Consider the following 21,804-nt stretch of genomic DNA (forward strand, 5'->3'; position numbering starts at 1 on the left):
GGATCGTCCGCCGCGCGGTCAATCAGCCGCGTATTTCTTTCCTGTGGGCTTCGGCGAGGGCGGCCATGCTTTCGAAGCGGAAGTCCACTTTCGGCATGTCGCCGGGATGCATCGTGGCGCCGAAACCCTGATCGGCGTGCCGGCGATGGATCCAGCACGATGCGAGGCCGATGCGGGTGGTCACGGCATGGTCGTGGAACATACTCTCGGCCGTATGCAGGATATCCTTGTCGCCGATCCCGAGCGTCGCCAGCTTCTCCAGCATATAGTCGAAATTGCGCGGCGACGGCTTGTAGGAGCCGATGTCCTCGGCGGTATAGATCGCATCGAAATCGACGCCGAGCTTCCTGTTGCTGAAGGCGAAGCTCGCATTGTCGATGTTGGACAGGATGGCGAGCCTGTAGTGCTGCTTCAGATAGTGCAAGGCGGCGGCGGAATCGGCGAAGGCCGGCCAGTCCTTCACGCTCTGGCCATAGGCGATGCATTCCTGCGGCGTGGCCACGACACCCCATTCCTCCGCCAGCCGCTTGTAGACGACCGCCAGGAGGTCGCTGTAGCGTTTTTGCGGCGTCCAGGTCTGCTGGCTGGATTCGTGCCTTGCATGCGCCTGCAGGATGTCGTCGCGGCTCAAGGGGCGGCCGACCCGCGTGGTCAGCGGCTTCAGCGCCTCGATCATGCCGGTTTCCCAATCGATGAGGGTGCCGTAGCAGTCGAAGGTCAGGGCCTTGAAATCAGTCAGCTTCATCGGGTTCACTCCCTCGGGGTGGATGGTTGACGTTGCGGATCGCGATCAGTCGGCCGGCTGCCCGAGCGGCCGCAAACCTGCCTCGGCCGTCGATGCCGTGCCGCGCGAGGAGGTCAGCCAGACGCCGAACAATGTCACGGCGAGGCCGATGGCCATGGCCACCGAGAGCGGCTCGCCGAACAGCAGCCAGGCCCACAGCATCGTCACCGGCGGGCTGAGATAGATCACGCTGCTGACCTCGGCGGCGCTGTGGAGGCGCAGGCTGACATAGTAGACGCCGTAGCAGAAGAAGGTCGAAAACAGCACCAGCCAGGCGATGCCGAACTCGAACCGGCCATCGAGCGGCGGTATCAGCCCGCCATTCCAGCCGGCGCAGGCGGCAAAGAAGACCGCCGCCGTCAGGCACTGGATGCACAGGCTCTGGTGGATGGGCATGTCGATCGTGCCCAGCCGCTTCTGCAGCACGGTCGCCAGCGCGAAGACCATCATGGAGGCGATGGTCACCATATAGGCCCAGGCCGGCGCCGTGCCGAGGCTGAGGCTGTTCAGCGAGACGATCAGCACGCCGAGCACGCCGAGCGCGGTTCCGGTCCATTGCCTCGCTGTCAGCCGGTGGCCGAGGATGGGCTGGGAAAGCGCCGCGATGGCGAGCGGGACGAGGTCCGAGATCAGCGCGACAAGGCCAGTCGGCACGCGCTGGCCGATGGCAAGCGCGAAGCCGCCGAGATAAAGGAACATCATCGCCACGCCGAACGCCATCTGCCGCATCAGGGCGCGCGCGCCGATGCGCGGTCCGACCATCAGCGCGAAGGGCAGCAGCACCAGCCCCGACATCAAGGTGCGCCAGAACAGCACCAGCATGACGTCGGCGCTCTCGCTGGCATAGCGGATGCCGACGAACCCCGAACTCCAGCTGACGACCAGTGCTGTCGCCAGAAGCGGCCAGGCAAGGCGGTTGGGTTTGGGCAGCGTCATGCGGTCTCTTCGTCGAAGCGGCGCGGTGCTGCGCCAGGCGGATCACGGCCGATCCGAGCCGCGGATTTATGGCGGCGGGCACGCCTTTGCACATGACAAATTTCGATGAACTCATGAAATAGCCACGAAATCTGGCATATGAATTTGCCTTGGAGCCGGTTCCGCGCAAGGAACTGGAACGGGACGTCGTTTCAAACGAGGATTGTCATGGCTGGAGTGATGAGCCGCCGCCTGGATGTCGACGCCTTGCGGGCGATGGTGGCGATCGACAAACATGGCGGCGTCACGCGCGCGGCCGAGATGCTGGGCCTGTCGCAGTCGGCCGTCAGCCACAAGATCCGGCGGCTGGAGGCAAGCCTCGACTGCGAGCTCCTCAGCCGCAAGGCGAATGCGCCGATGTTCACCGGTTCGGGCCAGGACCTGCTGGGCTACGCGCGGCGCATACTGGGCATCCATGACGAGGCGATCCTCAGCCTGTCGAAGAGCACGCTGCAGGGCAAGATCGCGCTGGGGATGACCGAGGACACGACCTGCACCGACCTGTCGCGCATCCTTGGCCGGTTCCGCCGGCTCCATCCCGAGGTCAGCGTGCGCACGCAGGTGCGCATGAGCCTCGCCTTGCAGAAGCTGCTTGGCGAAGGCGCGCTCGACGCGGCCATCATCCAGGTGTTCCAGCACGAGGTCCGGCCCACCGACGTCGTGCTCTTGCGCGAGACGCTGCATTGGGTGAAGTCGCCCGAACTCACCCTTGCCAAAGGCGACCCGGTGCCGTTCCTGTCCTTCGACGAAAACTGCTTCTATCGCCGCTGGGGCCTCGATCTCGGCCAGGACGAAGGAACGGTGTTCGAGATCGTGTTCGAATGTTCGAGTGCGGCCGGCATCATCGCCGGCGTCACCTCCGGCCTCGGCGTCGCACTGCTCAGCCAGCGCCATCTCCAGCCCGGCATGGAGATCGTCGACAAGACATTCCCCAAACCGCCTGACCTCGCCTACATCATCCGCCGCGCCCGTAATGCCCGCAACCCGGCGCTGGAGACACTGGTGAAGGAGATCGAGGCCGAGGTGCGGCGCCAGGGTGCGCTGCAGATCGCGGGGTGAGGGGGCTTTGGCGTTCCGGGCCACAATCGGATATTCGTGCTTTCATCACCAATGCTGGACGTCCGCTTCGCGCCTCCGCAGCAGTGGTAGAGCCAAGCGTTGATATTCCTGAAAGCGGACGTTGTGCGTAGATGGGCGCTTGCTGCAAGGGTGCTCAGTCGCGGAATCCAGCAGCAGGGTCGACGGGTTGAGAACCCTCAAACGTCGCAGCTTCGGCATAGTGGCTTGCGTGGAGCCGTACCCGGGACATGTAACCTAACGGTCAATTGAGTTTCGCCGGAACTCTCAGGCTCAGGCCAGTCATCGTCGAGTGTTCCGACCTTCCGAGCAGCAACCGACTTCTCCTCGTTGCGCGTGAGCTGCCATTGAACTGATGCGAACTTCCGGCCATTGACCAACAGTGCCACAAAACGTAGCCTTTTATCAGAGGCCACGTCCTCCACTCTCTACGAGTGATAATGTCCGGGACGGCCCGGCGGTTAGACCGCCGGAGCTCTGTTTTGAATCGCTACCTCCCGCAGCTTGTGCTGTTCCTCGTCGCCACGTTGTTAGCCCTGAGCGTGTCGGTCTACTACGAAATCGACGGCGCACCCGCCTTGATCGCCTTCGGCCTCCTGTTGGGCGCGGTTGGGCTTGCCACCCAGGTCCGGCCACCGAAGCCGCCGCGAGACCGTGACTAGTTTTACCTCCACCATTCCAGTCACTAAAGCGGCGTTGCTGGCGAAAGTAGAGCTTGACCTTCTCCGCAGCGGCCTTCAGCATGGCCTCCGCAAGAGGATCGTGGCTGCGGCAATGAACTATTCTTTTGGCCGCAATCGCTTAGCTGCACCGCCGACGGCGTGGCGGAACGCAGCATCGAAGTTCACGCCGGCTGTTTCCCAAATCGGACTGTGAGCGCTCAATGGCAGGCGCCAAATCGCGTGCCAGCCCGGCTCCCTGGTCTCCCAGTCGAGATGACCGACCAGGATCGCGTCGGCCCGCAGTTTGGATTTCAGCCCGGTCAAAACCTCTAGCGACATGGTGTCAATCTTTTCCGGCGTGATCCCAGCCAGATCGGTCTCCCTAGCGAAGACGATCGGCATCGCGAAGCGTGCAGAAGCGTCTTCAAAGCTTGAGCGCAGGTCAGAGCCGTGGGGGCCGTCGGCTGCGAGCACATAGCTCCGTGCAAGATCGGTGACTTCGATGACGACTGCCAGCTTCGGGCGCGCGCCGAGCCACGGCAGTTCACCCATCGCCGCCATCGCATCGTTCATCCGCTTTCGGTCAAACTGGAAGGTGAGATCGAAAGGACGATCGCGCGTGCCTTGCTCATCATGGATTGGAATGCCGAACATGCGGTCGTGATAGGTATAGGACCAGACCATGCCGCGCGACCCGACGGCCAGCGAAGCGAAGGCTGGGTTTTGCGCGATGTCGGGATTTCCCGTCAGCTTTTGCGCGGCCAACTCAAATCCCTGTGGGATGGCGGGGACTCGGGTCTCCTCGCGATCTCCTGTGACGATCAGGCTCGAGCGATAGAGCACATCGTCGTCCGCGTTGGCCACGGCGGAAAACGCAAACCAGGCCAGCAATGTCAACAACGCCTTCTTCAATGAACCCCTCCTGCACTCTTGAGTAACCTTTTAAAGGGTTACATACTGGCGGGATGGAATCAACCCGAACCTACGTTTCGCCGCTCGGCTCCATGCGCATGCTGGGCGGTGCTCCCGCGCTCGACCTTGCCAACACGCTGCACTGGCGCGACGGGAACGAGGTAGACTTCATTGCGTCCTATCAGGACCTGCTAGCCTTTTGCATTCCCGCCCAACTGCTATCGGAAGCAGAAGCGCGATCTCTCAAGCGGTTGGCGCGAAATCATGGAGGCCTCGCCGGCGACGTGCATGTCGAGGTGCTGACGTTGCGCGCGAGCCTGAAGTCATGGCTCATGCGGTCGGCGAGAAATCTCAACACAAGCCCAGCAGCAAAAAGCGCGAGCTTGCGCGACATGAAGGCATCGATCGCGCAAGCGAGCGGCTCTGCCGGGCTTGGCGAAATCCTGAACCTTGCCTCCGCCTCGGCAACCGAGGCCATTCACCTGCCCCTGCGCCGATCGGCTGCGGCGGCCGCCATGCTGTTGTTGTTTCCCCCAGGGAACGACATCAGGCGTTGTGAAGCCAACCATTGCGACGGCTTCTTCATCAACGAGAGCCGTTCAAAACCACGGCGCTGGTGCTCGATGGATGGTTGCGGGAACCGGGCCAAGGCAGCCCGACATCGTCTGGTACATCGCAAATAAATTGGCGCCTTCCAACCGCTTAGGCTGGCACTCGCGGCCTGCCTCGCCAATTGCCCGTGCCATGCTGGCCACGACACGCCGGAGCTCTACCGGCTTTTGCATAAGCTCGATGTCGTCGAACACCCGTTGGGGCCGTCGCTGAACGGCAGCTATCCGCCGAGCGTGACCGAAACCCGACAGTCAGCTTGCGGCCCCATTCAAGCCCCCTTCCTCTTCTCCACCTCCGCCTTCCGCAACAAAAACCGCTGTATTTTCCCGCTCGGCGTCTTCGGCAATTCCGTCACGAATTCCACTTCGCGGGGATAGGCGTGGGCCGAGAGGCGCTTTCTCACATGTTGCGCCAGGTCGTCGGCGAGTTCGGGGCTACCCTGGTAGGCTGGCGCCAGGATGACGAAGGCCTTGACGATTTCGGTGCGCTGGGGGTCGGGCACGCCGACGACCGCGGCTTCGGTGACGGCGGGGTGTTCGATCAGCGCGCTTTCGACGTCGAAGGGGCCGATGCGGTAGCCGGACGAGGTGATGACGTCGTCGGCGCGGCCGATGAAGGAGACTGAGCCGTCCGGCTCGTATTCCACCGTGTCGCCGGTGCGGTAATAGCCGCCCGCGATCGCCGGGGTTTCGGCCTGGTGGTAGCCGCCGAACCAGCGGAGCGGCGAGTTGGCGATGTCGACGGCGAGCACGCCGGGCTGGTTGGGGCCGAGCTCGCGGCCGGCCTCGTCCAGCACCACCATGCGGTAGCCCGGCATGGCGAAGCCCGCCGACCCCGCGCGAACGGTATGCGAAAGCCCATGGTGGTTGTTGACCATCATGCCGTTCTCGGTCTGGCCGTAATGGTCGTGGATGGGTGCCGCGAGATGGGCGTCGAACCAGCGGATCACCTCCGGGTTGAGCGGCTCGCCGGCGCTGCTCACCACGCGCAGCCGGCCTTTTACGCGGGTGGCTGCTTCAGGCCCTTCGGCAAGAAGCAGGCGGAAGGCGGTAGGCGAGCCGGCAAGGCTGGTGACGCCGAGCCGCTCGATGACCTCGTAAGTGTTCCCAGCGGTGAAGGCGCCTTCATTGAAGGTGGTGGCGATGCCGAGCAGCAGCGGACCCGTGATGGCGTAATAGAGGCCGTAGGCCCAGCCCGGATCGGCGATGTTCCAGAAGACGTCGTCGGGGCGCAGCCCGATCGCATCGCGCATATAGGCGCCGAAGGCCATCAGCGCGCCAAGCGGCACCGGCACGCCCTTGGGCAGACCTGTGGTGCCAGAGGTCGACATCATCATGAACAGGTCTTCGCCCCGGCGCATCACCGGCTCGCAGCCTGGCGAGGCGGCGGCGAGGGCGGCGCGGAAATCGATGTCGCCTCGATGCAACGCATCGCCGGTGCCGAGGATGGTGGCGATGGGGGGAGGGTTCGCGACCTCGTCGAGCTTGCCGCGATTGGCCGGATTGGTCACTACCAGCTTTGCCCCGGAGTATCCCAGCCGGTGCTCGATGGCCTTCGGGCCGAAAGCGGTGAACAGCGGCTGGTAGACGGCGCCGATGCGCCAGACGCCGAGGATCAGCGCCAGCAGTTCGGGAATGCGCGGCAGCATGCCGGCGACGACATCGCCGGGGCCGACGCCCAATTGCCCGAGCAGGTTGGCGACGCGGCCGGATAGGGCGTCGAGATCGTCGAAGGTGAATTCGCGGAGCTCGCCGCCGGCGGAGATGGCGCGCAGCGCCAACCGGTTATGACCGGTATGGCGGCCGCAGCATTCGACATAGGCGTTGATGCCGGTCGCCGGGTCGCCTTGCAGCCGGGCGATCTCATCCTCGATGCGGAAACCCGCGACGGCATCGTCATAGCGCGGCAGCCCGGTCATGGCAGTCCTCCCCTGCGGTGCGCCATCTCCCCGTGGCGCGTGGCGACAATGCCATCAGATCGCGCCGATGGGCAACGATGGATGCCTGTCCTCCATCTCCAGCCCTACAGGTTGGCCTCGGCGAAGATGCGCGCCGCCCAGTCGAGAAAAACGCGCAGGCGCGGCGAAAGCTGCCGGTTCTGCGGGTAGAGTGCGGATAGCGGCGTCGGCGAGGGCGGATAGTCGGCCAGAACCTCGACCAGCGTGTGGTCGGCAAGGTCCTTCTCGAAGCGGTAGCGCGGCGCCTGGATGAGGCCGAGCCCAAGCCGGGCGAGGTCGGCGGCGGTGTCGGAATTGTTGGCGGCGACGCGGCCGGGCAGCCTGACCTCGCGCGTCCTGCCGGCGACGGTGAATTCGAAAGGCAGCACCTCGCCGGTGCGCGAGGAGACGAAGCCGATCGCCTGGTGGCCGTCCAGCGCGTCGGGGGAGGCGGGCATGCCGTGGCGCGCGAGATAGGCGGGGCTGGCGCAGGTCATCTCGCGGATCATGGCCAGGCGCCGCATAATCATGCCGGAGTCGGGCGGCTCGCCGACGCGGATGACGCAGTCGACGCCTTCGCGCACGAGGTCGACCAGCCGGTCGCTCTGGCCGATCTGCAGGTCGATGCGCGGATAGCGCTCGAGGAATTGCGGCAGGCGCGGCAGCAGGAAAGTGCGGGTGAGCAGCGTGCTGGCATCGATGCGCAGCAGGCCGAAGGGCTCGGCGTCGCGGAAGGCGGCCTCGGCATCCTCGATCTCGGCCAGGATGGACAGGCAACGGCGGTAATAGGCCTCGCCGTCCTGGGTGGCGTTCACCTGGCGCGTGGTGCGTTCCAGCAGCCTTGCGCCAAGATGCTCTTCCAGCCGCCGGATCGCTTCCGTCGCGGTCGAGCGCGGCAGGCCGAGATCGGCGGCGGCGGCGGTGAAACTGCGCCGCTCCAGCACGCGAACGAAGAGCCGCATCGTGTCGAGCCGATCCATGCGCTTTGTTCGCATTTTCCGAATAGTGATGTCAATTGAAGGCTGATTATCCGGAAGATGGCGTGGCCTATATCCGTCTCACCAACAACAAGGAGAGACTTCCATGACATCTGACCAAGCAGGGCAAGCCAGGGCGGCGATCGTGACCGGCGCCTCCAAAGGCATCGGCGCGGCGATCGCGCGGCGGCTCGCCCGCGACGGCGTCGCCGTCGTCGTCAACTATGCACGCGGACAGGCCGAGGCCGAGGCGCTGGTGCGCGCCATCGAGGCCGATGGCGGCAAGGCGATCGCCGTGCAGGCCGACATCGCCGATCCCGCCGGCATGACCAGTCTGTTCGACGCCGGCGAGAAGACGTTCGGCGGCATCGACATCCTGGTCAACAATGCCGGCATCATGAAGCTTTCGCCGATCGCGCAGGCCGATGACGCCTTCTTCGAAACCCAGGTCGCGATCAATCTCGGCGGCGTGTTCCGCGGCATGCGCGAAGGCGCGCGCCGGCTGCGCGACGGCGGCCGCATCGTCAATTTCTCATCGAGCGTCGTCGGCCTCTACCAGCCGGGCTACGGCGTCTACGCCGCCACCAAGGCGGCGGTCGAGGCGATGACGCACATCCTGGCCAAGGAGCTCGGCGCGCGCCGCGTCACCGTCAACGCGGTGGCGCCTGGACCGGTCGAGACGGCGCTGTTCACCGACGGCAAGAGCGCCACGCAAATCGAGGCCATCGGTAACATGATCCCGCTTGGCCGGCTCGGCCAGCCCGACGACATTGCCGGCGTGGTCTCGTTCCTGGCCGGGCCGGACAGCTTCTGGGTCAACGGGCAAATCATCCGCGCCAATGGCGGCGTGATCTGAGGAGATGGCCATGCAAAAGACAATCCTGATCACCGGTGCCTCCTCGGGCTTCGGCGCGATGACCGCGCGGGCGCTGGCAAGGGCCGGCCACAAGGTCTACGCCTCGATGCGCGACCCCTCGGCACGCGGCGCGGCGGTAGCCGAAATGGAGGCGCTGGCGGGTAAGGAGGGCGTGGTGCTGAGGCCGATCGCGCTCGACGTCACCTCGGATGCCTCCGCCGAAGCGGCGATCCAGCAAATCCTGGGTGAGGCCGGCCAGCTCGACGTGCTGATCCACAATGCCGGGCATATGGGGTTCGGACCGGCGGAAGCGTTCTCGCCCGAGCAACTGGCGCAGCTCTATGACGTCAACGTCGTCGGCACGCAGCGTGTCAACCGCGCCGCGCTGCCGCACATGCGGGCGCTTGGACGCGGCCAGATGATCTGGGTCGGGTCGAGCAGCACGCGCGGCGGCACGCCGCCCTTCCTGGCACCTTATTTCGCCGCCAAGGCCGGCATGGACGCGCTGGCGCAGAGTTATGCGCTGGAACTGGTCCGTTTCGGCATCGAGACCACCATCGTGGTGCCGGGCGCCTTCACCAGGGGCACGGAGCATTTCCACCATGCGGCGGCACCCGCGGATGCCGGGCGCGCCGGCCTCTACTGGTCCGGCCCCTATGAAAGTGTCGACCAGAAGGTGCTGAAGGGGCTGGCGGCATTGGAGCCGGCCGATGCCGATCCGGCCGAGGTCGCGGCGGCCATCGTCGGCCTCGTCGCCATGCCGCATGGAAAGCGGCCGCTGCGCGTCCATATCGACCCTTCCCAGGATGGCGCTGAAATCGTCAACGGCGTTGCCGACCGCGTGCGCGCGCAACTCCTGGAGCGGATCGGCCTTGCCGACCTCATCCATCCCCAAGCCTGACATCCAACCTAAGAGAAGGACTACGACAATGCCGTTCGCCAACATTAAAGTACCGCAGGCCGCGCTCTCCAGGGCGCAGAAGGAAGACCTCATCCACCGCACGACGGCCATGTTCGTCGACTTTTTTGGCGAGGGCGTGCGGCCCACCACGATGGTGCTGGTGGAGGAGGTCGCCGATGGCGGCTATGGCCGCGCCGACGAGGTGTTCACCATTCCGGAAGCCTACCGCGCCAGGGAGTAGGCCAAAGCCCCAGGCGCTCAATACCGTCATATGACGACTGGTCGCCGCTAACGCCAGCGTCCACTCTGGCCTCGGGGCCTTTCGATGCGTGTCGTTCCCTAAAATCGATGCCCCCATTGGGGCGACGCGCATCAGGCGGGGGCCAGGTGGACAGCCCCGAGCTGTCCACCTGTCTCGCCTGTCGCCTCGAATATCTCAGGAAACAAGACTCAACGGCTGTGCCTCCGCGTCCCGCGGCTCGGCCTGCCTTGCGGTCCGGTACCGCTTGGGCGCGTTGCCGGTGGCGCGCTTGAAGGCGTTGCTGAAGGCGCTTTCCGAGGTGTAGCCCAGCGAACGGGCAAGCACTGCCACCGGCATATCCTCCTCGCGCAAGGCGCGTTCGGCCAGATGCATGCGCCATTGCGTCAGATAGGTCAGCGGCGCGACGCCGGCGATCTGTTTGAAGTGGAAAGCAAAACTGGTGCGAGACATGGCGGCTGCCCTGGCGAGTTCGTCCAGATGCCAGTCGCGGCCGGGCTCGCCATGCATCAGCCGCAGCGCCGGCGCCAGGCGCGGATCGGCGAGCGCGCGCAGCCAGCCGGCAGGCATCATATCGGAGGTCTCCAGATGCGCCCGCAGCACCTGGATGAACAGGAGCTGCGCCAGTTGCGCCGTGGCAAGGCTGGCGCCCGGTCGTCCATCGGCCTGCTCGCGGACGAGCTGGTCGAGGATCCAGCGCAGGATGGCGGCCTGCGGCGAGGACGCCTTGATGTGGATCCAGGGCGGCAGGACATCGGCCAGCAGGCGCCCGCTCGCCTGGTCGAGCAGCACATGGCCGCCAATATGCGTGAAGTCGTTGCCGTCGCCCAATTGCGCGATCTTGCAGCCGGAGAACACCGCCATGGCGTCGAGCGGCGGGACGGAAAGGTCGCTGGCCAGGATGAAGGCGCGCCGCGCCGCCAGCAGCAGCACGTCGCCGGTCAGCGCATGCACCGGCTCGGCCTCGCCCTCCAGACGGATCCAGCAAGCGCCCTTCACCACGGCGAAGAACTTGATCTTCTCGGGCGCGGGAAAGCGCAGCGCCCACAGCCCGCCGGCGGTGAACCCGCCCGTCACCATGGTTTGCGCGCTGGTGAATTTGAGGATTTCGGAGAAGGGGTCTGCCGTCATCTTTGTACTCTCGCGCAATTTATGCGGAGTTTCAAGCATTCACAATCGAGCGGGCAGGCATAGCTGATGGCCAGGGCCCAAGCAGACGGCCAGTGAACAGGCCGCCTCGAGCGGCGGACAAGTGGAGACCGACATGAACGACGAATTGGTTCTGGTGACCGGCGGCTCCGGCTTCATCGCCTCGCATTGCATGCTGAAGCTGCTCGAGGCCGGCTACCGGGTGCGCACCACGGTGCGGTCGCTGAGCCGTGAGGCCGAGGTGCGCGCGATGCTGCGGGAAGGCGGCGCCGAGCCTGGCGAGCGGCTGTCCTTCGCCGAGGCGGATCTGACCTCGGACGCCGGCTGGGCGGAGGCGGTGAAGGGCTGTGCCTTTGTGATGCATGGCGCTTCGCCCACGCCTTCCGGCAGCCAGACGCGCGAGGAGGACTGGGTGAGGCCGGCCGTCGACGGCGTGCTCCGGGTGCTGCGCGCCGCGCGCGACGCCGGCGTCAGGCGCGTGGTGCTGACGTCGGCCATAGGCGCTGTCGCCATGGGCCACGGGCCTCGGACGCAACCGTTCAACGAGGCCGACTGGACCGATCTTTCGGGCTACGTGCCGGCCTACCAGAAGTCGAAGACGCTGTCTGAACGCGCCGCCTGGGATTTCATCGCCAGGGAAGGGCGCGGCCTCGAACTTTCCGCCGTCAATCCGGTCGCGGTGCTCGGGCCGGTCCTGGCTCCCGACTATTCGCATTCGATCGGGCTGATCAAGCGGCTGATGGATGGCATGCCCGGCTGTCCCAAGGTCAATTCCGGCTATGTCGACGTGCGCGACCTGGCGGATTTGCACCTGTTGGCGATGACCAGTCCGGCGGCGAAGGGCGAGCGCTTCATCGGCATTTCCGGCCACAGCCTGTGGATGGCTGATGTCGCCAAGGTGTTGCGGCGCAGGATGGGCGCCGCGGCAGCCAAGGTGCCGACCCGTGAAATCCCCAATTGGGTGATCCGCCTGCTGGCGCTGCGCGGCGATCCAACGATCAGGATGCTCGCCAGGCATCTCGGCGTGACGATGGACGCCACCAGCGAAAAAGCGGCGCGCCTGCTCGGCTGGACGCCGCGTCCGGCGGAGGAAGCGATCGTCGCCACGGCCGAGAGCCTGCTGCGGCTGGGCCTGGTGGGCGGCTCGAAAGCAGCATAGGCCAAGCGGCGGGCGGCAGGCGGGTGACCGGGGCAGGCGGGTCGGGTCCGGTTGCGAAATGCTGGCCGTCCATCACGCTCCCGGTGACCCCATATTACTCGATGGTGAAGCCCTTCGTCGTCAGCTGGTACAGCGTGTAGTGGCATTGGCCGCCCAGGCAGATGCAGCCGCTGCCGCACGACGTATTGTCTTTCTTGCCCGCACAAGGGTTGATCGAGGCGAGAACGGTATCGAGGGGATAGTAGTTCTTGCCCTTGCGCGTCTGGACAAGATCCTTGTCGATCGACCGGGCGTTGTCTTTGCGTGCCATGTCTTTTCCTCCGTGAGCCTACCGGCCCTGACTGAGCAGTGACGATGCGACCGCTCCGCCCGTGAGGGCGGCGTCGTGCTGAACCTGTGCCTGGATCGCCAGTTCGGCGGGGCCGGCCGGGCTGGCGTGTTTTGCCAGAGGGCCGAGCGTGATGACGACCGTGCTTGTTTTCATCCGCGTGGCGCTCAGGAAGTTGCCGCTCGGATTGGCGGTGAAGCGCGTGAGCTTCCATGTCGGCGTCATGTTCGCGCTGACCGAAGCCACGAAGGTGAGAGTCTCCTGGAAGGTGCTGAACTGCGGATAGTCGATCGTCTTGGTGGTGGCCTCGTGTCCGCCCGCGATCGTCGCCTTGTCGTAGATGAACTGGTCGATATCGAGGTCGCTTTCGACCGTCACACCATCGGCCAGCGCGCTGCAATCGAGCTTGCCGTTTGCCCTTCGCGTCAGGACGGCCTCGGCAAGGAGCGTCTTGTTTTCGAGCGTGAAGGTGATGGCCTCGTTGCGGGTGGCATGCGCCGAAGCGGTGCCTCCCGCGCCAAGGGTGAACGTCTTCGAAACGCCGAAAGGATCGGAGTAGGACAAACCTGGACTGATGCTCGACTGCTCGTCCCAGACAAGATTGAGAGAGATCGTGGTTCCCCACGTCGCCATCCACGGCACACTTCCAGTATTGACGGCGTCATATATGCCCTTCGTGATCTCGCATCGAATATTCGCGATCACATTGCTTTCAATCTTGCCGTTTCGCGACCGGCCGTTCTGGTCGATCGCATTGGCGTAGAACAGTTCTTTTTGAGGCGCATAGAGGCCGCAACTGGAAAGTAAAAGGCAAGCCGCCGCCGAAAAACGGCGTGCAGTCAACAGATATCTCAATGTGATCCCCCACCACCAGAGATTATGGAAATTAGCCAATTTCTACTGTGCTAATACATTATACAAATCGTTGCTTATGTAGAATACGATCAAGAAAAAGTGATTAGGTTGCGTTCAGATGCCTGTGGGAAGCGGGCTTCTCTTCCAAGGAATGCGGGTCAGTTTCCTGCCCTGGCGCCAGCCCAGTCGGTCGCGATCTCGGCGAACAGCCAATCACGGAACGCCCTGACCTTTTTCTGGCGCAACGCGCCTTCGGGATAGACGACGTAGTAGCGCGCGGCTGACTTCAGCGCGAGGTCGAAGGGCCGCACCAGCCGCCCGGATGCGAGATCGGCCGAGACCAGTGCGCTGCGGCCGAGCAGCACGCCTTCACCATGCACCGCCGCCTCGACGGCGAAGGTGGCGGAATCGAAGCGCACGCCGCGTTTGGGATCGATGTCGGTGACGCCGGCCTGTTCGAGCCATGCCGCCCAGTCGATGCGGAAGGCGTCGTGGATCAACTTGTGATGCCTCAGATCTCCGGGCTGCCGCAGTGGATGGTCGCCTGTCAGAAGTTCGGGGCTGCAGACGGGGAAAACCTCCTCGTCGGCGAGGAATTCCGCCGTCACGCCGGCGTAGCCGCCCCGGCCGTAGCGGATGGCAATGTCGATGCCATCGCTGACGAAATCGGCCAGCACGCCCGAGGTGGCCAGCCGCACGTCGATATCGGCATTGGCGCGGTGGAAGCGATGCAGCCTCGGCACCAGCCAGCGGCCGGCGAAACCGTCCGACGTGCTGACGTTCAGGATGCGTGTCGAGCGGTCGGGCGTGGCGGCGATGGTGGCGGCGGCGATCTGGTCCAGCGCCTTGCCGACCTCCGTCGCATAGGTCGCGCCGACAGCGGTGAGGCGCACGGAGCGCGTGCCGCGGTCGAAAAGCTGGATGCCCAGCCTGTCCTCGATGTTGCGGATGGCACGGCTGACGGCGCCATGGGTGACGTTGAGCTCTTCGGCTGCCCTGGAGAAGCTCAAATGCCTGGCGGCGGCGTCGAAGGCGGGCAAAGCGGTGAGGGGCGGCAATCTGCGAGGCATGGCCTTGACCTGTGAGTGATGCTCACAAATCCTGCACAAAGAGTCGTTTGTCGTCCAGCCCCTGATCCTCCAATATTAAGGCGTACCAAGCGCCCGCACCGGACTTTCCCGCCCAACGACGCGCTGAATTGACCAGACAAGTGTGAGCAATCGTCATGCTCGCCCGATGGGCGGCACCGGCACGCTTGCGCCTGGCGAACATAAGGAGAAGGACAATGAGCTTGACCTATGAGACCTTGACCCCTGGAGCCATCGGCGCCGCCATGCGCGGCCTCGCCAGGCGGAGCGCCGCAGCGTTCGAACGCCATCGCGCGTTGCGCCGGGTTTCGCGCTTCTCGGATCGCCGCCTGGACGACATCGGCCTGGAGCGTGACTGGGACGGGTCCATCCTTGCCAGCGGAATTCTTGCCAATGGGAGGGCGATATGACCAGCACGCTGATCATCGGCGCGAGTGGCCTTCTCGGCAGCGAGATGGCCAAGGCCAGCGCCCGCAACGGCGACCAGGTGCATCTTCTGATGCGGCCGGCAACGGCGGCCAATGAACAGCGGATACGCCCGCTGAAGGACCTCGGCGCCACCATCCATGCCGGCGATCTCGACGACTATGACAGCCTGGTGCGCGCCGCAGGCTCGGTCGACCGCGTCATCAGCTCGGTGCATGTCGGCTCGGCCAGCGAGATGACGCTGGTACGCGCTGTCAGGGATGCCGGGGTCTCGCGCTATGTGCCGTCCGCCGGCTTCGGCCTCGACTTTGCCGCCGCGGCACCCGGCTCGATCGAACCTCTGGACATCAAGCGGGCCGTCTTCGACGCGGTCAGGGAGGCCGATCTGCCCTATACTGTGATCTACACCAACGGTTTCTTCTCGACCTGGGTGGCGACGCTGGGCGACCTGACGCGTTTCGGCTCGTCGCCCCTGCCGCCCGACGAGGTGACGCTCTATGGCGAGGGCAATGTGCCGGCGACCTTCGTCAGCGAGAAGGACATCGCGGCGGTCACTCTGCGCGCGCTGGAGGATCCCAAAGCTGCGCGCACAGAAATCCGCATCGCGCAAAACAGGATCACGCAGAGTGCGATGATCGAGCTGTGGCGCCGGGTGAGCGGCCGCTCGCCGCGCGTCAAGCAGATGAGCGCCGACGAGCTGGAGGCGATGATCGCGGCGGTTCCCGGGCTCGGATTGCTGCGGGCCTTCTGGATCCGTGGCGAGACCGCGCTGGAGACGGACACGCCGGAGGCGGGAAGCCTCTATCGGGACCTCAAGTTCGAGAGCATCGAAAGTGCTTTCGTGGCGATGGCGGCAAAGCGTCCGTCTGCCTGAGGCATTTTGGCAACAGATCAGGGCAAATGCCGAAAGCCGAGGTCATGGCGGAGCTTGGCTCCACCATGGCTCCCGACCGCTATCTGCGTGAAAAACATGATTAAAATAGTCATCTATTAAAGCATCCGCCGGCCGTGGCCGGAAAATCATTCTAACTTGTTGCCATTGCAGGAGAATTTCAGAGGTCATAGGGATGGAGGTTAACGACTACATCGGCTCACCCATGCGTCCAATGGTTCATCGTCATCCTCGTTTTCTTCTTCCCTTCAGTCTGGTCCGGCCGTCGTCAAACGACAGTCCGGACCGGATCTGTCTGGCGAGGGTCGCATGAGGTGGGACCTGCACGGCCTGTTCGTTAGCCATGCACGCGAGATAGACCGCTTCCTGCGCCGCCGTGGGCACACGGCCGAGACCGCCGCCGACCTGACCCAGGACACATTCGTGCGAGTGATGACAGCCACGCCCGGCGGCAAGGAGGAGAACCCGCGCGCTTATCTCTGGCGCATCGCGCGCAACCTTTCGATCGATCTCAAGCGGCGCGAACGCATCGTCGAACATGTGCATCTGCCCGACGATGCGTTGCAGCGGATCGCCGACAGCGCGCCGTCTCCCGAAGCAATCGTCTATGACCGGCAGAGGCTGGCGATCGTCGAGCAGGCATTGCTGGACTTGCCGGAGCGCACTCGCATCGCCTTCGAGATGCACCGGCTGGGCGAGAAGACGATGAGCGAAGTCGCCGTCGAACTCGGCCTCTCGACATCGCGGACCTGGACGCTGATCCGCCGCGCCTACCAGCATCTGCGCGCCCGCCTCAAGGACGATGCGCCGTGACGATCGCGCGACATGATCCGCGCCGGTGCAGGAAATCGCGGCCGCCCGTTCGTTTCAAACGGCATGGGCTCGCAATGGCTTCGCGGGCAAGGGCTTCATCGGGTTTGCGGCATGACTGAGGAGATCGGCGAGGACGACAGGCTGTTCGAGGAGGCGGTTGACCTGGTCATCCGCCTTCAGAACGAACGCGCCAATCCGGTCGCAGGCGAGCTCATCCAGAGCTGGCGCGCACGCAGTCCCGCGCATGAAGCGGCCTGGGCGGAGGCGGCCGAGATCCAGGGTATGGCCGGCAAGGTGTTCGAGGACCGCCGCAAGGCCGAAAACGCCGCGACGAGCGTGTCGCGGCGCAAGGTCATTCTCGGCGGCCTTGGTGGTCTGGCCGTGCTCGGCACCGGCGCCCTCTATGGGCCGCAAGCGCTGCTGTGCCTCAGGGCCGACCAGGTCACCTCGACGGCGGAGTTGCGCCGTGTGACGCTGTCCGACGGCAGTGTCGTGACGCTCGGCCCCGACAGCGCCATGAGCAGCCATTTCACGCCCGACCTCAGGCAAGTCGAACTGCTGGCCGGTATGGCTTTCTTCGAAGTCGCCCCCGATGCCGGACGGCCCTTCCAGGTGCGGGTGGAGACGATGACCGCGACGGCGCTGGGCACCGCCTTCGATGTCAGCCGCGATGCCGGGCTGCTGTCGGTGTCGGTCGCGCATGGCCTTGTCGACGTCACGGCGCAGGGGTGGCCGCCGGCACAGCCGCAGAGGCTTTCCGGCGGCGACTGGCTGACGCTGGACGACAGCACGCTCGCCGTCGAGCGTGGAACGCGCGATGCCGGACAGATCGCGGCATGGCGGGACGGGCTGATCGTTGCCGATCGCGAGACGGTGGCTTCCGTCGTCGCCAGGATCGCGCGCTGGAAGTCAGGTCGCGTGGTGATAGCCGACGCCGGCCTCGGAGCGGGGCGCATCAGCGGTGTGTTCGACCTGAGCAATCCGATCGGCGCGCTGGAGGCGGTCGTCCAGCCCTATAACGGCAAGGTGCGGCCTATGTCGCCGTGGCTGACGGTCATTTCATCGATCTGAGAAAATTGGCGGCAAGGGGAGAAAATCCCGAACCCCCGTTCGTTTCATGTCACAGGGGTTGCCGTCAGCCGCTGCCAACAGGCCTTCCCTCCCACAAAATCAAACGGAGCGGCTGAGCCATGGGGCTGGGGCATAAGAATTTTCTATCGGGCGGATTGGAACGAAGGCTGGTGATGGCGGCGCTGGTGTCGTCGACGGTCGGGGTGGCGACGATTGCCATGCAGGGGCCGGCATTCGGGCAATCCGTGCAACAGGCGAGCTTCAACATTCCGGCGGGATCGCTTTCAGGGGCACTGGCCGCGTTCGGCCGTCAGGCAAGGCTGCAGGTCACCTACCTGCCAGAAATCGCCAGCGGCAGGCGTTCGCCGGGCGTTTCGGGTGCGATGGCACCCGGCGCGGCGCTGGCGCGGATCCTGCAGGGCTCCGGCCTGACCTATGCGTTCACCGGCTCCGGCACGGTGACGATCAGCGACAGGGTCGCAGCCGCTCACACGCAAGGCATAGCCGGCGCCGATGGCACCACGCTCGCCCCGATCAGCGTCGTTGCCGGCGGCGGCAGCCCGGCCGAGCAGCCTTACAAGACGGCGGCGCCGACCTCCTACATTTCGGGCGAGACCATCGAGCGGTTCCGCGGGTCCAGCCCGGCCGACATGTTTCGCGGCACGCCCGGCGTGATGTCGGGCGAGGCGCGCAACGGCGCCGGCTCCATCGACGTCAATGTGCGCGGCATGCAAGGCATGGGCCGCGTCAACGTCACCGTCGACGGAGCCGAGAATTCGCTGCAGGTCTACCAGGGCTATCAGGGCATCTCCAACCGGTCCTATGTCGACCCCGACCTTCTGGGCGGCGTCGACATCACCAAGGGCTCGGACGCGGCCTCCTACGGCATCGCCGGCACCGTCGCCATGCGTACGCTGAACGCATCCGATATCGTCGAGGACGGCAAGCGCTTCGGTCTGCGGCTGAAGGGCGGCTTCGGCACCAACACCTCGGCGCCCGTGACGGGCGCCACATCAGGCTATACGATCATCAACCAACCGGGCGGCTCGCCCATCGTCACGCAATCAGGCACGGGCTTGGATCGCCCGTCGTTCCTGACCCCGACCAGTGGTTCGGGCAGCGTGGTGGCGGCCATGCAGGAGGAGGATTTCGACTTCATCGCCGGCTATGCCTACCGCAAGCAGGGCAATTATCACGCCGGCAATTACGGGCCGGTGGCCGATCCGGTGCATCTTGGCCCACGCCCCTATTGCTATACGAGCGGCACATGCGTGCCGTCGCTGGCCTACAAGGACTATGTCGAGAATGCCGGCCTCGCCAACTACCGAGCCGGCGAGGAAGTGCTGAACACACAGCTTGAGACCCAGTCCTGGATCGCCAAGGGCACATGGCGCTTCGGGGACGGGCAGAGCCTGGAGTTCGGCTATACGGGGTTCCGCAGCGAGGCCGGCGACAAGCTGGCCTCGGCGCTGGCAAGCGTGGCCTCGCCGGCGACGCAGGCAGCCCAGACCAGTGGCACCAAGCTCGATACCGGCACGCTGAGCTATCGCCTCAATCCAGAGGGCAACGACCTCGTCGATCTCACCGCCAAATTGTGGGCGACCAGCCTGGAAATGCGCAACCCCGCGCGCAACGCCTATGGGACGAAACCCGAAACGCTTGGGCTGCCGAAGGATTTCCGACCTGGTTCCAACACGATAATGTGGGGCGGCGAGGTCTCCAACAAATCGAAGTTCGTCACCGATTACGGGCAGCTCGATTTCACCTATGGCCTGACCTACCGCAACGAGGACACCAAGCCCAGCGCCTTCACCGACCAGATCGAGGGTTGGCTCAACCTGCGCGACGCCGAGCGGCAGGAGGCGGCGGGCTATCTCAAGGCGGCCTACAAGCCGGTGGGCTGGCTGACGATCAACACCGGCCTGCGCTATTCGGAGTACTGGCTGCATGACCGGCGCACGGTGGCCAACAGCCCCGACCAGCTCAATTCCAAGCCCGACCGCAGCGAAGGCGGCGTCAGCCCGTCGGTCGGCGTCACGGTCGAGCCGTTCGACGGCACGCAGTTCTATGTCAATTATTCCAATGCTCTGCGTTTTCCGAGCCTGTTCGAGTCGGTTTCGGCCTTCACCATCATTCCCAATCCGAACCTTGGGCCGGAACGGTCGAGCAATTGGGAAGTCGGCATGAATTTCCATCGCAACGGCCTGCTCAGCGACAGCGATGCGGGCATGGTGAAGTTCGGCTATTTCAACTGGGACGTGACGGATTACATCGCCCGGTCATTCCGGGCTTTCCAGGGCGACGGCTACACCTGGTACGGAATGCAGGTCTACAACATCGATCGCGCCAAATTCTCGGGACTGGAGTTCTCGGGCCGCTACGAAACCGGCGGCTTCACGGCGGATCTGGCGGCGAACTACTATCTCGACGTGGAGTTCTGCCAGTTGGACGGCGCGTGCGACGCCAAGACCATGTATGGCGACTATGCCACCAACCAGGTGCCGCCGAAATATTCGGTCGACCTGACGCTGACCCAGAAGTTCCTCGAAGACAGGCTGATGCTGGGCGGGCGGGTCTCCTATGTCGGTCCGCGCGCCATCGGTCACGGCCAGGTCACCACACAGGGGCTCGGCCAGTTCATCTCGCAAGTCAAATGGGACCCGTACACCCTGGTCGATGTCTTCGCCGACTACAAGCTGACCGAGAACCTGACTGCGACGGCGCGCATCGAGAACCTGTTCGACCGCTACTATGTCGATCCGCTCGGCCTGGTGACCGAGCCTGGGCCGGGACGAACATTCTATGGGTCGCTGACGGCGAAGTTCTAAGGCGCGCCGGCGACGAAACTGGCGAGGGCTGGCGGGGCGCCGTAGAGCGCAGCGCGTATCGTAGGCCTCCTTGGCGGTTGACCGCGCCGCCCATCCGGCCGATAGGTCCGCGCGAACAGCCGAGACCTGCAATGACCGACCTCAAAGACGCAACCCGCGAACCCGCCTGGCAGGACGATGTCCGCCAGGGGGTGCGCCATGTGCGCGACCTCGCTTCCCTGCCGCTGTCGTCGGCAGAGCGCGCGGCGGCCCAGCAAGCCGCCGCGCACCACAAGGTGCGTGCCCCAAAAGCCTATCTCGACCTGATCGACTGGACCGACCCGGCCGATCCGATCCGCGCGCAGGTCATTCCGTCGCCCGATGAGCTGGTGGAAACAGAAGGCGAGCTTGACGATCCGATCGCCGACCACGCGTTCAGCCCGGTACCCAGGCTGACGCATCGCCATGCCGACCGGGTGCTGTTGTTCCCGACCTATCAATGCGCGGTCTATTGCCGGTTCTGCTTCCGCAAGGAATCGCTGACCTCGATCGGGCGCGGCTATACGCGCGAGGCGCTGGAGCCGGCGCTGGCCTATATCGAGGCGCATCCCGAAATCCGCGAGGTCATCCTGACGGGCGGCGATCCGCTGTCGCTGCCCGACAAGGCGCTGGCCGAAATCCGCGCCCGCATCGAGGCCATCGCCCATGTGCGGCTGCTGCGCATCCATACGCGCGTGCCGGTGGCGCTGCCGTCGCGCATCACGCCTGGGCTGGTCGAAGCGCTGCAGGGGCGGCTGATGGTCACCGTGGTCACCCATTTCAACCATGCGCGCGAGATCACCGATGCCACCGAGGCGGCCTGCCGGACACTGCGCCAGGCGGGCTTCGTGCTGCTCAACCAGAGCGTTCTCCTGAAGGGCGTCAACGACAGCGTCGAGGCGCTGGAAGAGCTCTGCCGCGAATTGATGTACCGGCTGGGCGTCAAACCTTACTACCTCCATCACGGCGACCTCGCGCGCGGCATGGCGCACAGGCGCACGACGATCGCCCAGGGCCAGGCGCTGGTGGAGGCGCTCAGGGCGCGGCTCTCCGGCATCTGCAATCCGGTCTATGTCATCGACCTGCCGGAGGGCGGCGGCAAGGCGCCGCTCGGGCCGTGCCATGTCGAGGCGCGGGACGGGCGGAGCTGGCGTATTCGCGGTCTGGACGGCGCGGTGAGGGATTATACCGAGGTGGTCGGCGAATAGGCCGGGCGCAGGCTCTTT

Annotated in this window: 22 protein-coding genes; 13 read left to right on the forward strand and 9 right to left on the reverse strand. The window is 65.1% G+C overall.

Going from position 1 to position 21,804, the window contains the following annotated elements; all coding sequences use genetic code 11:
• Positions 1–22 precede the first annotated feature (22 nt).
• Positions 23–745 (reverse strand): haloacid dehalogenase type II, encoded by a 723-nt coding sequence (locus tag FJ967_RS22270; RefSeq protein WP_140733965.1) that lies wholly within the window; start codon positions 743–745, stop codon positions 23–25.
• 45 nt (positions 746–790) lie between these two features.
• Positions 791–1,720: a DMT family transporter gene (locus FJ967_RS22275; RefSeq protein WP_140733966.1), complete on the reverse strand. Its 930-nt coding sequence runs from the start codon at positions 1,718–1,720 to the stop codon at positions 791–793.
• A 207-nt stretch (positions 1,721–1,927) separates the two neighbouring features.
• Between FJ967_RS22275 and FJ967_RS22280 the strand changes: the two genes are divergently transcribed.
• Complete coding sequence (locus FJ967_RS22280) at positions 1,928–2,818, forward strand: LysR family transcriptional regulator (protein WP_140733967.1); 891 nt, start codon at positions 1,928–1,930, stop codon at positions 2,816–2,818.
• 500 nt (positions 2,819–3,318) lie between these two features.
• Entirely contained in the window at positions 3,319–3,498 is a 180-nt protein-coding gene (locus tag FJ967_RS22285; RefSeq protein WP_140733968.1) for a hypothetical protein, read from the forward strand.
• Between the two features lie 117 nt (positions 3,499–3,615).
• Here the strand turns inward: FJ967_RS22285 and FJ967_RS22290 are convergent, their stop codons facing one another.
• The gene (locus tag FJ967_RS22290) at positions 3,616–4,410 is read right to left on the reverse strand and encodes a DUF2066 domain-containing protein (protein ID WP_140733969.1); all 795 of its coding nucleotides are present in this window, start codon (positions 4,408–4,410) and stop codon (positions 3,616–3,618) included.
• Positions 4,411–4,463: 53 nt separating this feature from the next.
• Between FJ967_RS22290 and FJ967_RS22295 the strand changes: the two genes are divergently transcribed.
• Positions 4,464–5,093, forward strand: coding sequence for a CGNR zinc finger domain-containing protein (locus FJ967_RS22295; RefSeq protein ID WP_140733970.1), 630 nt, complete (start codon positions 4,464–4,466; stop codon positions 5,091–5,093).
• A gap of 197 nt (positions 5,094–5,290) precedes the next feature.
• Here FJ967_RS22295 and FJ967_RS22300 read toward each other — a convergent pair whose 3' ends face one another.
• Complete coding sequence (locus FJ967_RS22300) at positions 5,291–6,940, reverse strand: acyl-CoA synthetase (RefSeq protein ID WP_140733971.1); 1,650 nt, start codon at positions 6,938–6,940, stop codon at positions 5,291–5,293.
• 104 nt (positions 6,941–7,044) lie between these two features.
• A complete protein-coding gene (locus tag FJ967_RS22305; protein WP_140733972.1) occupies positions 7,045–7,938 on the reverse strand; it encodes a LysR family transcriptional regulator in 894 nt (297 codons plus the stop codon).
• Positions 7,939–8,041: 103 nt separating this feature from the next.
• Here FJ967_RS22305 and FJ967_RS22310 point away from each other — a divergent pair, with 103 nt between their 5' ends.
• Genes FJ967_RS22310 through FJ967_RS22320 form a run of 3 tightly spaced genes read left to right on the forward strand, consistent with a single transcriptional unit; the run spans position 8,042 to position 9,933 of the window.
• Positions 8,042–8,791, forward strand: coding sequence for an SDR family oxidoreductase (locus FJ967_RS22310; protein ID WP_140733973.1), 750 nt, complete (start codon positions 8,042–8,044; stop codon positions 8,789–8,791).
• A 10-nt stretch (positions 8,792–8,801) separates the two neighbouring features.
• Positions 8,802–9,692, forward strand: a complete 891-nt coding sequence (locus FJ967_RS22315; RefSeq protein WP_140733974.1) for an SDR family oxidoreductase — start codon at positions 8,802–8,804, stop codon at positions 9,690–9,692.
• A gap of 28 nt (positions 9,693–9,720) precedes the next feature.
• Complete coding sequence (locus tag FJ967_RS22320) at positions 9,721–9,933, forward strand: 4-oxalocrotonate tautomerase family protein (RefSeq protein WP_140733975.1); 213 nt, start codon at positions 9,721–9,723, stop codon at positions 9,931–9,933.
• 195 nt (positions 9,934–10,128) lie between these two features.
• Here FJ967_RS22320 and FJ967_RS22325 read toward each other — a convergent pair whose 3' ends face one another.
• Positions 10,129–11,082, reverse strand: a complete 954-nt coding sequence (locus FJ967_RS22325) for an AraC family transcriptional regulator (protein ID WP_140733976.1) — start codon at positions 11,080–11,082, stop codon at positions 10,129–10,131.
• 133 nt (positions 11,083–11,215) lie between these two features.
• Here FJ967_RS22325 and FJ967_RS22330 point away from each other — a divergent pair, with 133 nt between their 5' ends.
• Positions 11,216–12,259 (forward strand): aldehyde reductase, encoded by a 1,044-nt coding sequence (locus tag FJ967_RS22330; RefSeq protein WP_140733977.1) that lies wholly within the window; start codon positions 11,216–11,218, stop codon positions 12,257–12,259.
• A gap of 94 nt (positions 12,260–12,353) precedes the next feature.
• On the opposite strand, the gene FJ967_RS22335 is transcribed toward FJ967_RS22330, so the two are convergent.
• From FJ967_RS22335 to FJ967_RS22345, 3 genes are all read right to left on the reverse strand, one after another.
• Positions 12,354–12,569: a hypothetical protein gene (locus tag FJ967_RS22335; RefSeq protein ID WP_140733978.1), complete on the reverse strand. Its 216-nt coding sequence runs from the start codon at positions 12,567–12,569 to the stop codon at positions 12,354–12,356.
• Between the two features lie 18 nt (positions 12,570–12,587).
• Positions 12,588–13,430 carry a hypothetical protein gene (locus tag FJ967_RS22340; protein ID WP_140733979.1) on the reverse strand — a complete coding sequence of 281 codons (843 nt, stop codon included), beginning with the start codon at positions 13,428–13,430 and terminating at the stop codon, positions 12,588–12,590.
• 170 nt (positions 13,431–13,600) lie between these two features.
• Entirely contained in the window at positions 13,601–14,512 is a 912-nt protein-coding gene (locus tag FJ967_RS22345) for a transcriptional regulator GcvA (protein ID WP_140733980.1), read from the reverse strand.
• Between the two features lie 215 nt (positions 14,513–14,727).
• Between FJ967_RS22345 and FJ967_RS22350 the strand changes: the two genes are divergently transcribed.
• The 6 genes from FJ967_RS22350 to FJ967_RS22375 all read left to right on the forward strand — a co-directional run bounded on the left by FJ967_RS22350 (position 14,728) and on the right by FJ967_RS22375 (position 21,786).
• Positions 14,728–14,940, forward strand: coding sequence for a DUF1127 domain-containing protein (locus FJ967_RS22350; RefSeq protein ID WP_140733981.1), 213 nt, complete (start codon positions 14,728–14,730; stop codon positions 14,938–14,940).
• On the forward strand, positions 14,937–15,830 hold the full coding sequence (locus tag FJ967_RS22355; RefSeq protein ID WP_140733982.1) for an NmrA family NAD(P)-binding protein: 894 nt from the start codon (positions 14,937–14,939) through the stop codon (positions 15,828–15,830). Before FJ967_RS22350 ends, FJ967_RS22355 begins: the two co-directional genes overlap by 4 nt.
• Positions 15,831–16,157: 327 nt before the next feature.
• Positions 16,158–16,661 carry an RNA polymerase sigma factor gene (locus FJ967_RS22360; RefSeq protein ID WP_140733983.1) on the forward strand — a complete coding sequence of 168 codons (504 nt, stop codon included), beginning with the start codon at positions 16,158–16,160 and terminating at the stop codon, positions 16,659–16,661.
• Between the two features lie 111 nt (positions 16,662–16,772).
• Positions 16,773–17,732: a FecR domain-containing protein gene (locus FJ967_RS22365; protein ID WP_140733984.1), complete on the forward strand. Its 960-nt coding sequence runs from the start codon at positions 16,773–16,775 to the stop codon at positions 17,730–17,732.
• 119 nt (positions 17,733–17,851) lie between these two features.
• Positions 17,852–20,560: a TonB-dependent receptor gene (locus tag FJ967_RS22370; protein ID WP_140733985.1), complete on the forward strand. Its 2,709-nt coding sequence runs from the start codon at positions 17,852–17,854 to the stop codon at positions 20,558–20,560.
• Between the two features lie 131 nt (positions 20,561–20,691).
• On the forward strand, positions 20,692–21,786 hold the full coding sequence (locus tag FJ967_RS22375) for a KamA family radical SAM protein (protein ID WP_140733986.1): 1,095 nt from the start codon (positions 20,692–20,694) through the stop codon (positions 21,784–21,786).
• Positions 21,787–21,804: the final 18 nt, after the last annotated feature.

Origin of the sequence: Mesorhizobium sp. B2-3-4 (genome assembly GCF_006442315.1) — a bacterium.
Taxonomy (GTDB): Bacteria; Pseudomonadota; Alphaproteobacteria; order Rhizobiales; family Rhizobiaceae; genus Mesorhizobium.

Coding starts and splice junctions, on each gene's coding strand:
- FJ967_RS22355 (WP_140733982.1), top strand. CDS start 14,937: ATGACCAGCACGCTGATCATCGGCGCGAGTGGCCTTCTCGGCAGCGAG.
- FJ967_RS22335 (WP_140733978.1), bottom strand. CDS start 12,569: ATGGCACGCAAAGACAACGCCCGGTCGATCGACAAGGATCTTGTCCAG.
- FJ967_RS22370 (WP_140733985.1), top strand. CDS start 17,852: ATGGGGCTGGGGCATAAGAATTTTCTATCGGGCGGATTGGAACGAAGG.
- FJ967_RS22295 (WP_140733970.1), top strand. CDS start 4,464: ATGGAATCAACCCGAACCTACGTTTCGCCGCTCGGCTCCATGCGCATG.
- FJ967_RS22375 (WP_140733986.1), top strand. CDS start 20,692: ATGACCGACCTCAAAGACGCAACCCGCGAACCCGCCTGGCAGGACGAT.
- FJ967_RS22320 (WP_140733975.1), top strand. CDS start 9,721: ATGCCGTTCGCCAACATTAAAGTACCGCAGGCCGCGCTCTCCAGGGCG.
- FJ967_RS22345 (WP_140733980.1), bottom strand. CDS start 14,512: ATGCCTCGCAGATTGCCGCCCCTCACCGCTTTGCCCGCCTTCGACGCC.
- FJ967_RS22325 (WP_140733976.1), bottom strand. CDS start 11,082: ATGACGGCAGACCCCTTCTCCGAAATCCTCAAATTCACCAGCGCGCAA.
- FJ967_RS22280 (WP_140733967.1), top strand. CDS start 1,928: ATGGCTGGAGTGATGAGCCGCCGCCTGGATGTCGACGCCTTGCGGGCG.
- FJ967_RS22275 (WP_140733966.1), bottom strand. CDS start 1,720: ATGACGCTGCCCAAACCCAACCGCCTTGCCTGGCCGCTTCTGGCGACA.
- FJ967_RS22360 (WP_140733983.1), top strand. CDS start 16,158: ATGAGGTGGGACCTGCACGGCCTGTTCGTTAGCCATGCACGCGAGATA.
- FJ967_RS22365 (WP_140733984.1), top strand. CDS start 16,773: ATGACTGAGGAGATCGGCGAGGACGACAGGCTGTTCGAGGAGGCGGTT.
- FJ967_RS22330 (WP_140733977.1), top strand. CDS start 11,216: ATGAACGACGAATTGGTTCTGGTGACCGGCGGCTCCGGCTTCATCGCC.
- FJ967_RS22305 (WP_140733972.1), bottom strand. CDS start 7,938: ATGGATCGGCTCGACACGATGCGGCTCTTCGTTCGCGTGCTGGAGCGG.
- FJ967_RS22350 (WP_140733981.1), top strand. CDS start 14,728: ATGAGCTTGACCTATGAGACCTTGACCCCTGGAGCCATCGGCGCCGCC.
- FJ967_RS22270 (WP_140733965.1), bottom strand. CDS start 745: ATGAAGCTGACTGATTTCAAGGCCCTGACCTTCGACTGCTACGGCACC.
- FJ967_RS22310 (WP_140733973.1), top strand. CDS start 8,042: ATGACATCTGACCAAGCAGGGCAAGCCAGGGCGGCGATCGTGACCGGC.
- FJ967_RS22315 (WP_140733974.1), top strand. CDS start 8,802: ATGCAAAAGACAATCCTGATCACCGGTGCCTCCTCGGGCTTCGGCGCG.
- FJ967_RS22300 (WP_140733971.1), bottom strand. CDS start 6,940: ATGACCGGGCTGCCGCGCTATGACGATGCCGTCGCGGGTTTCCGCATC.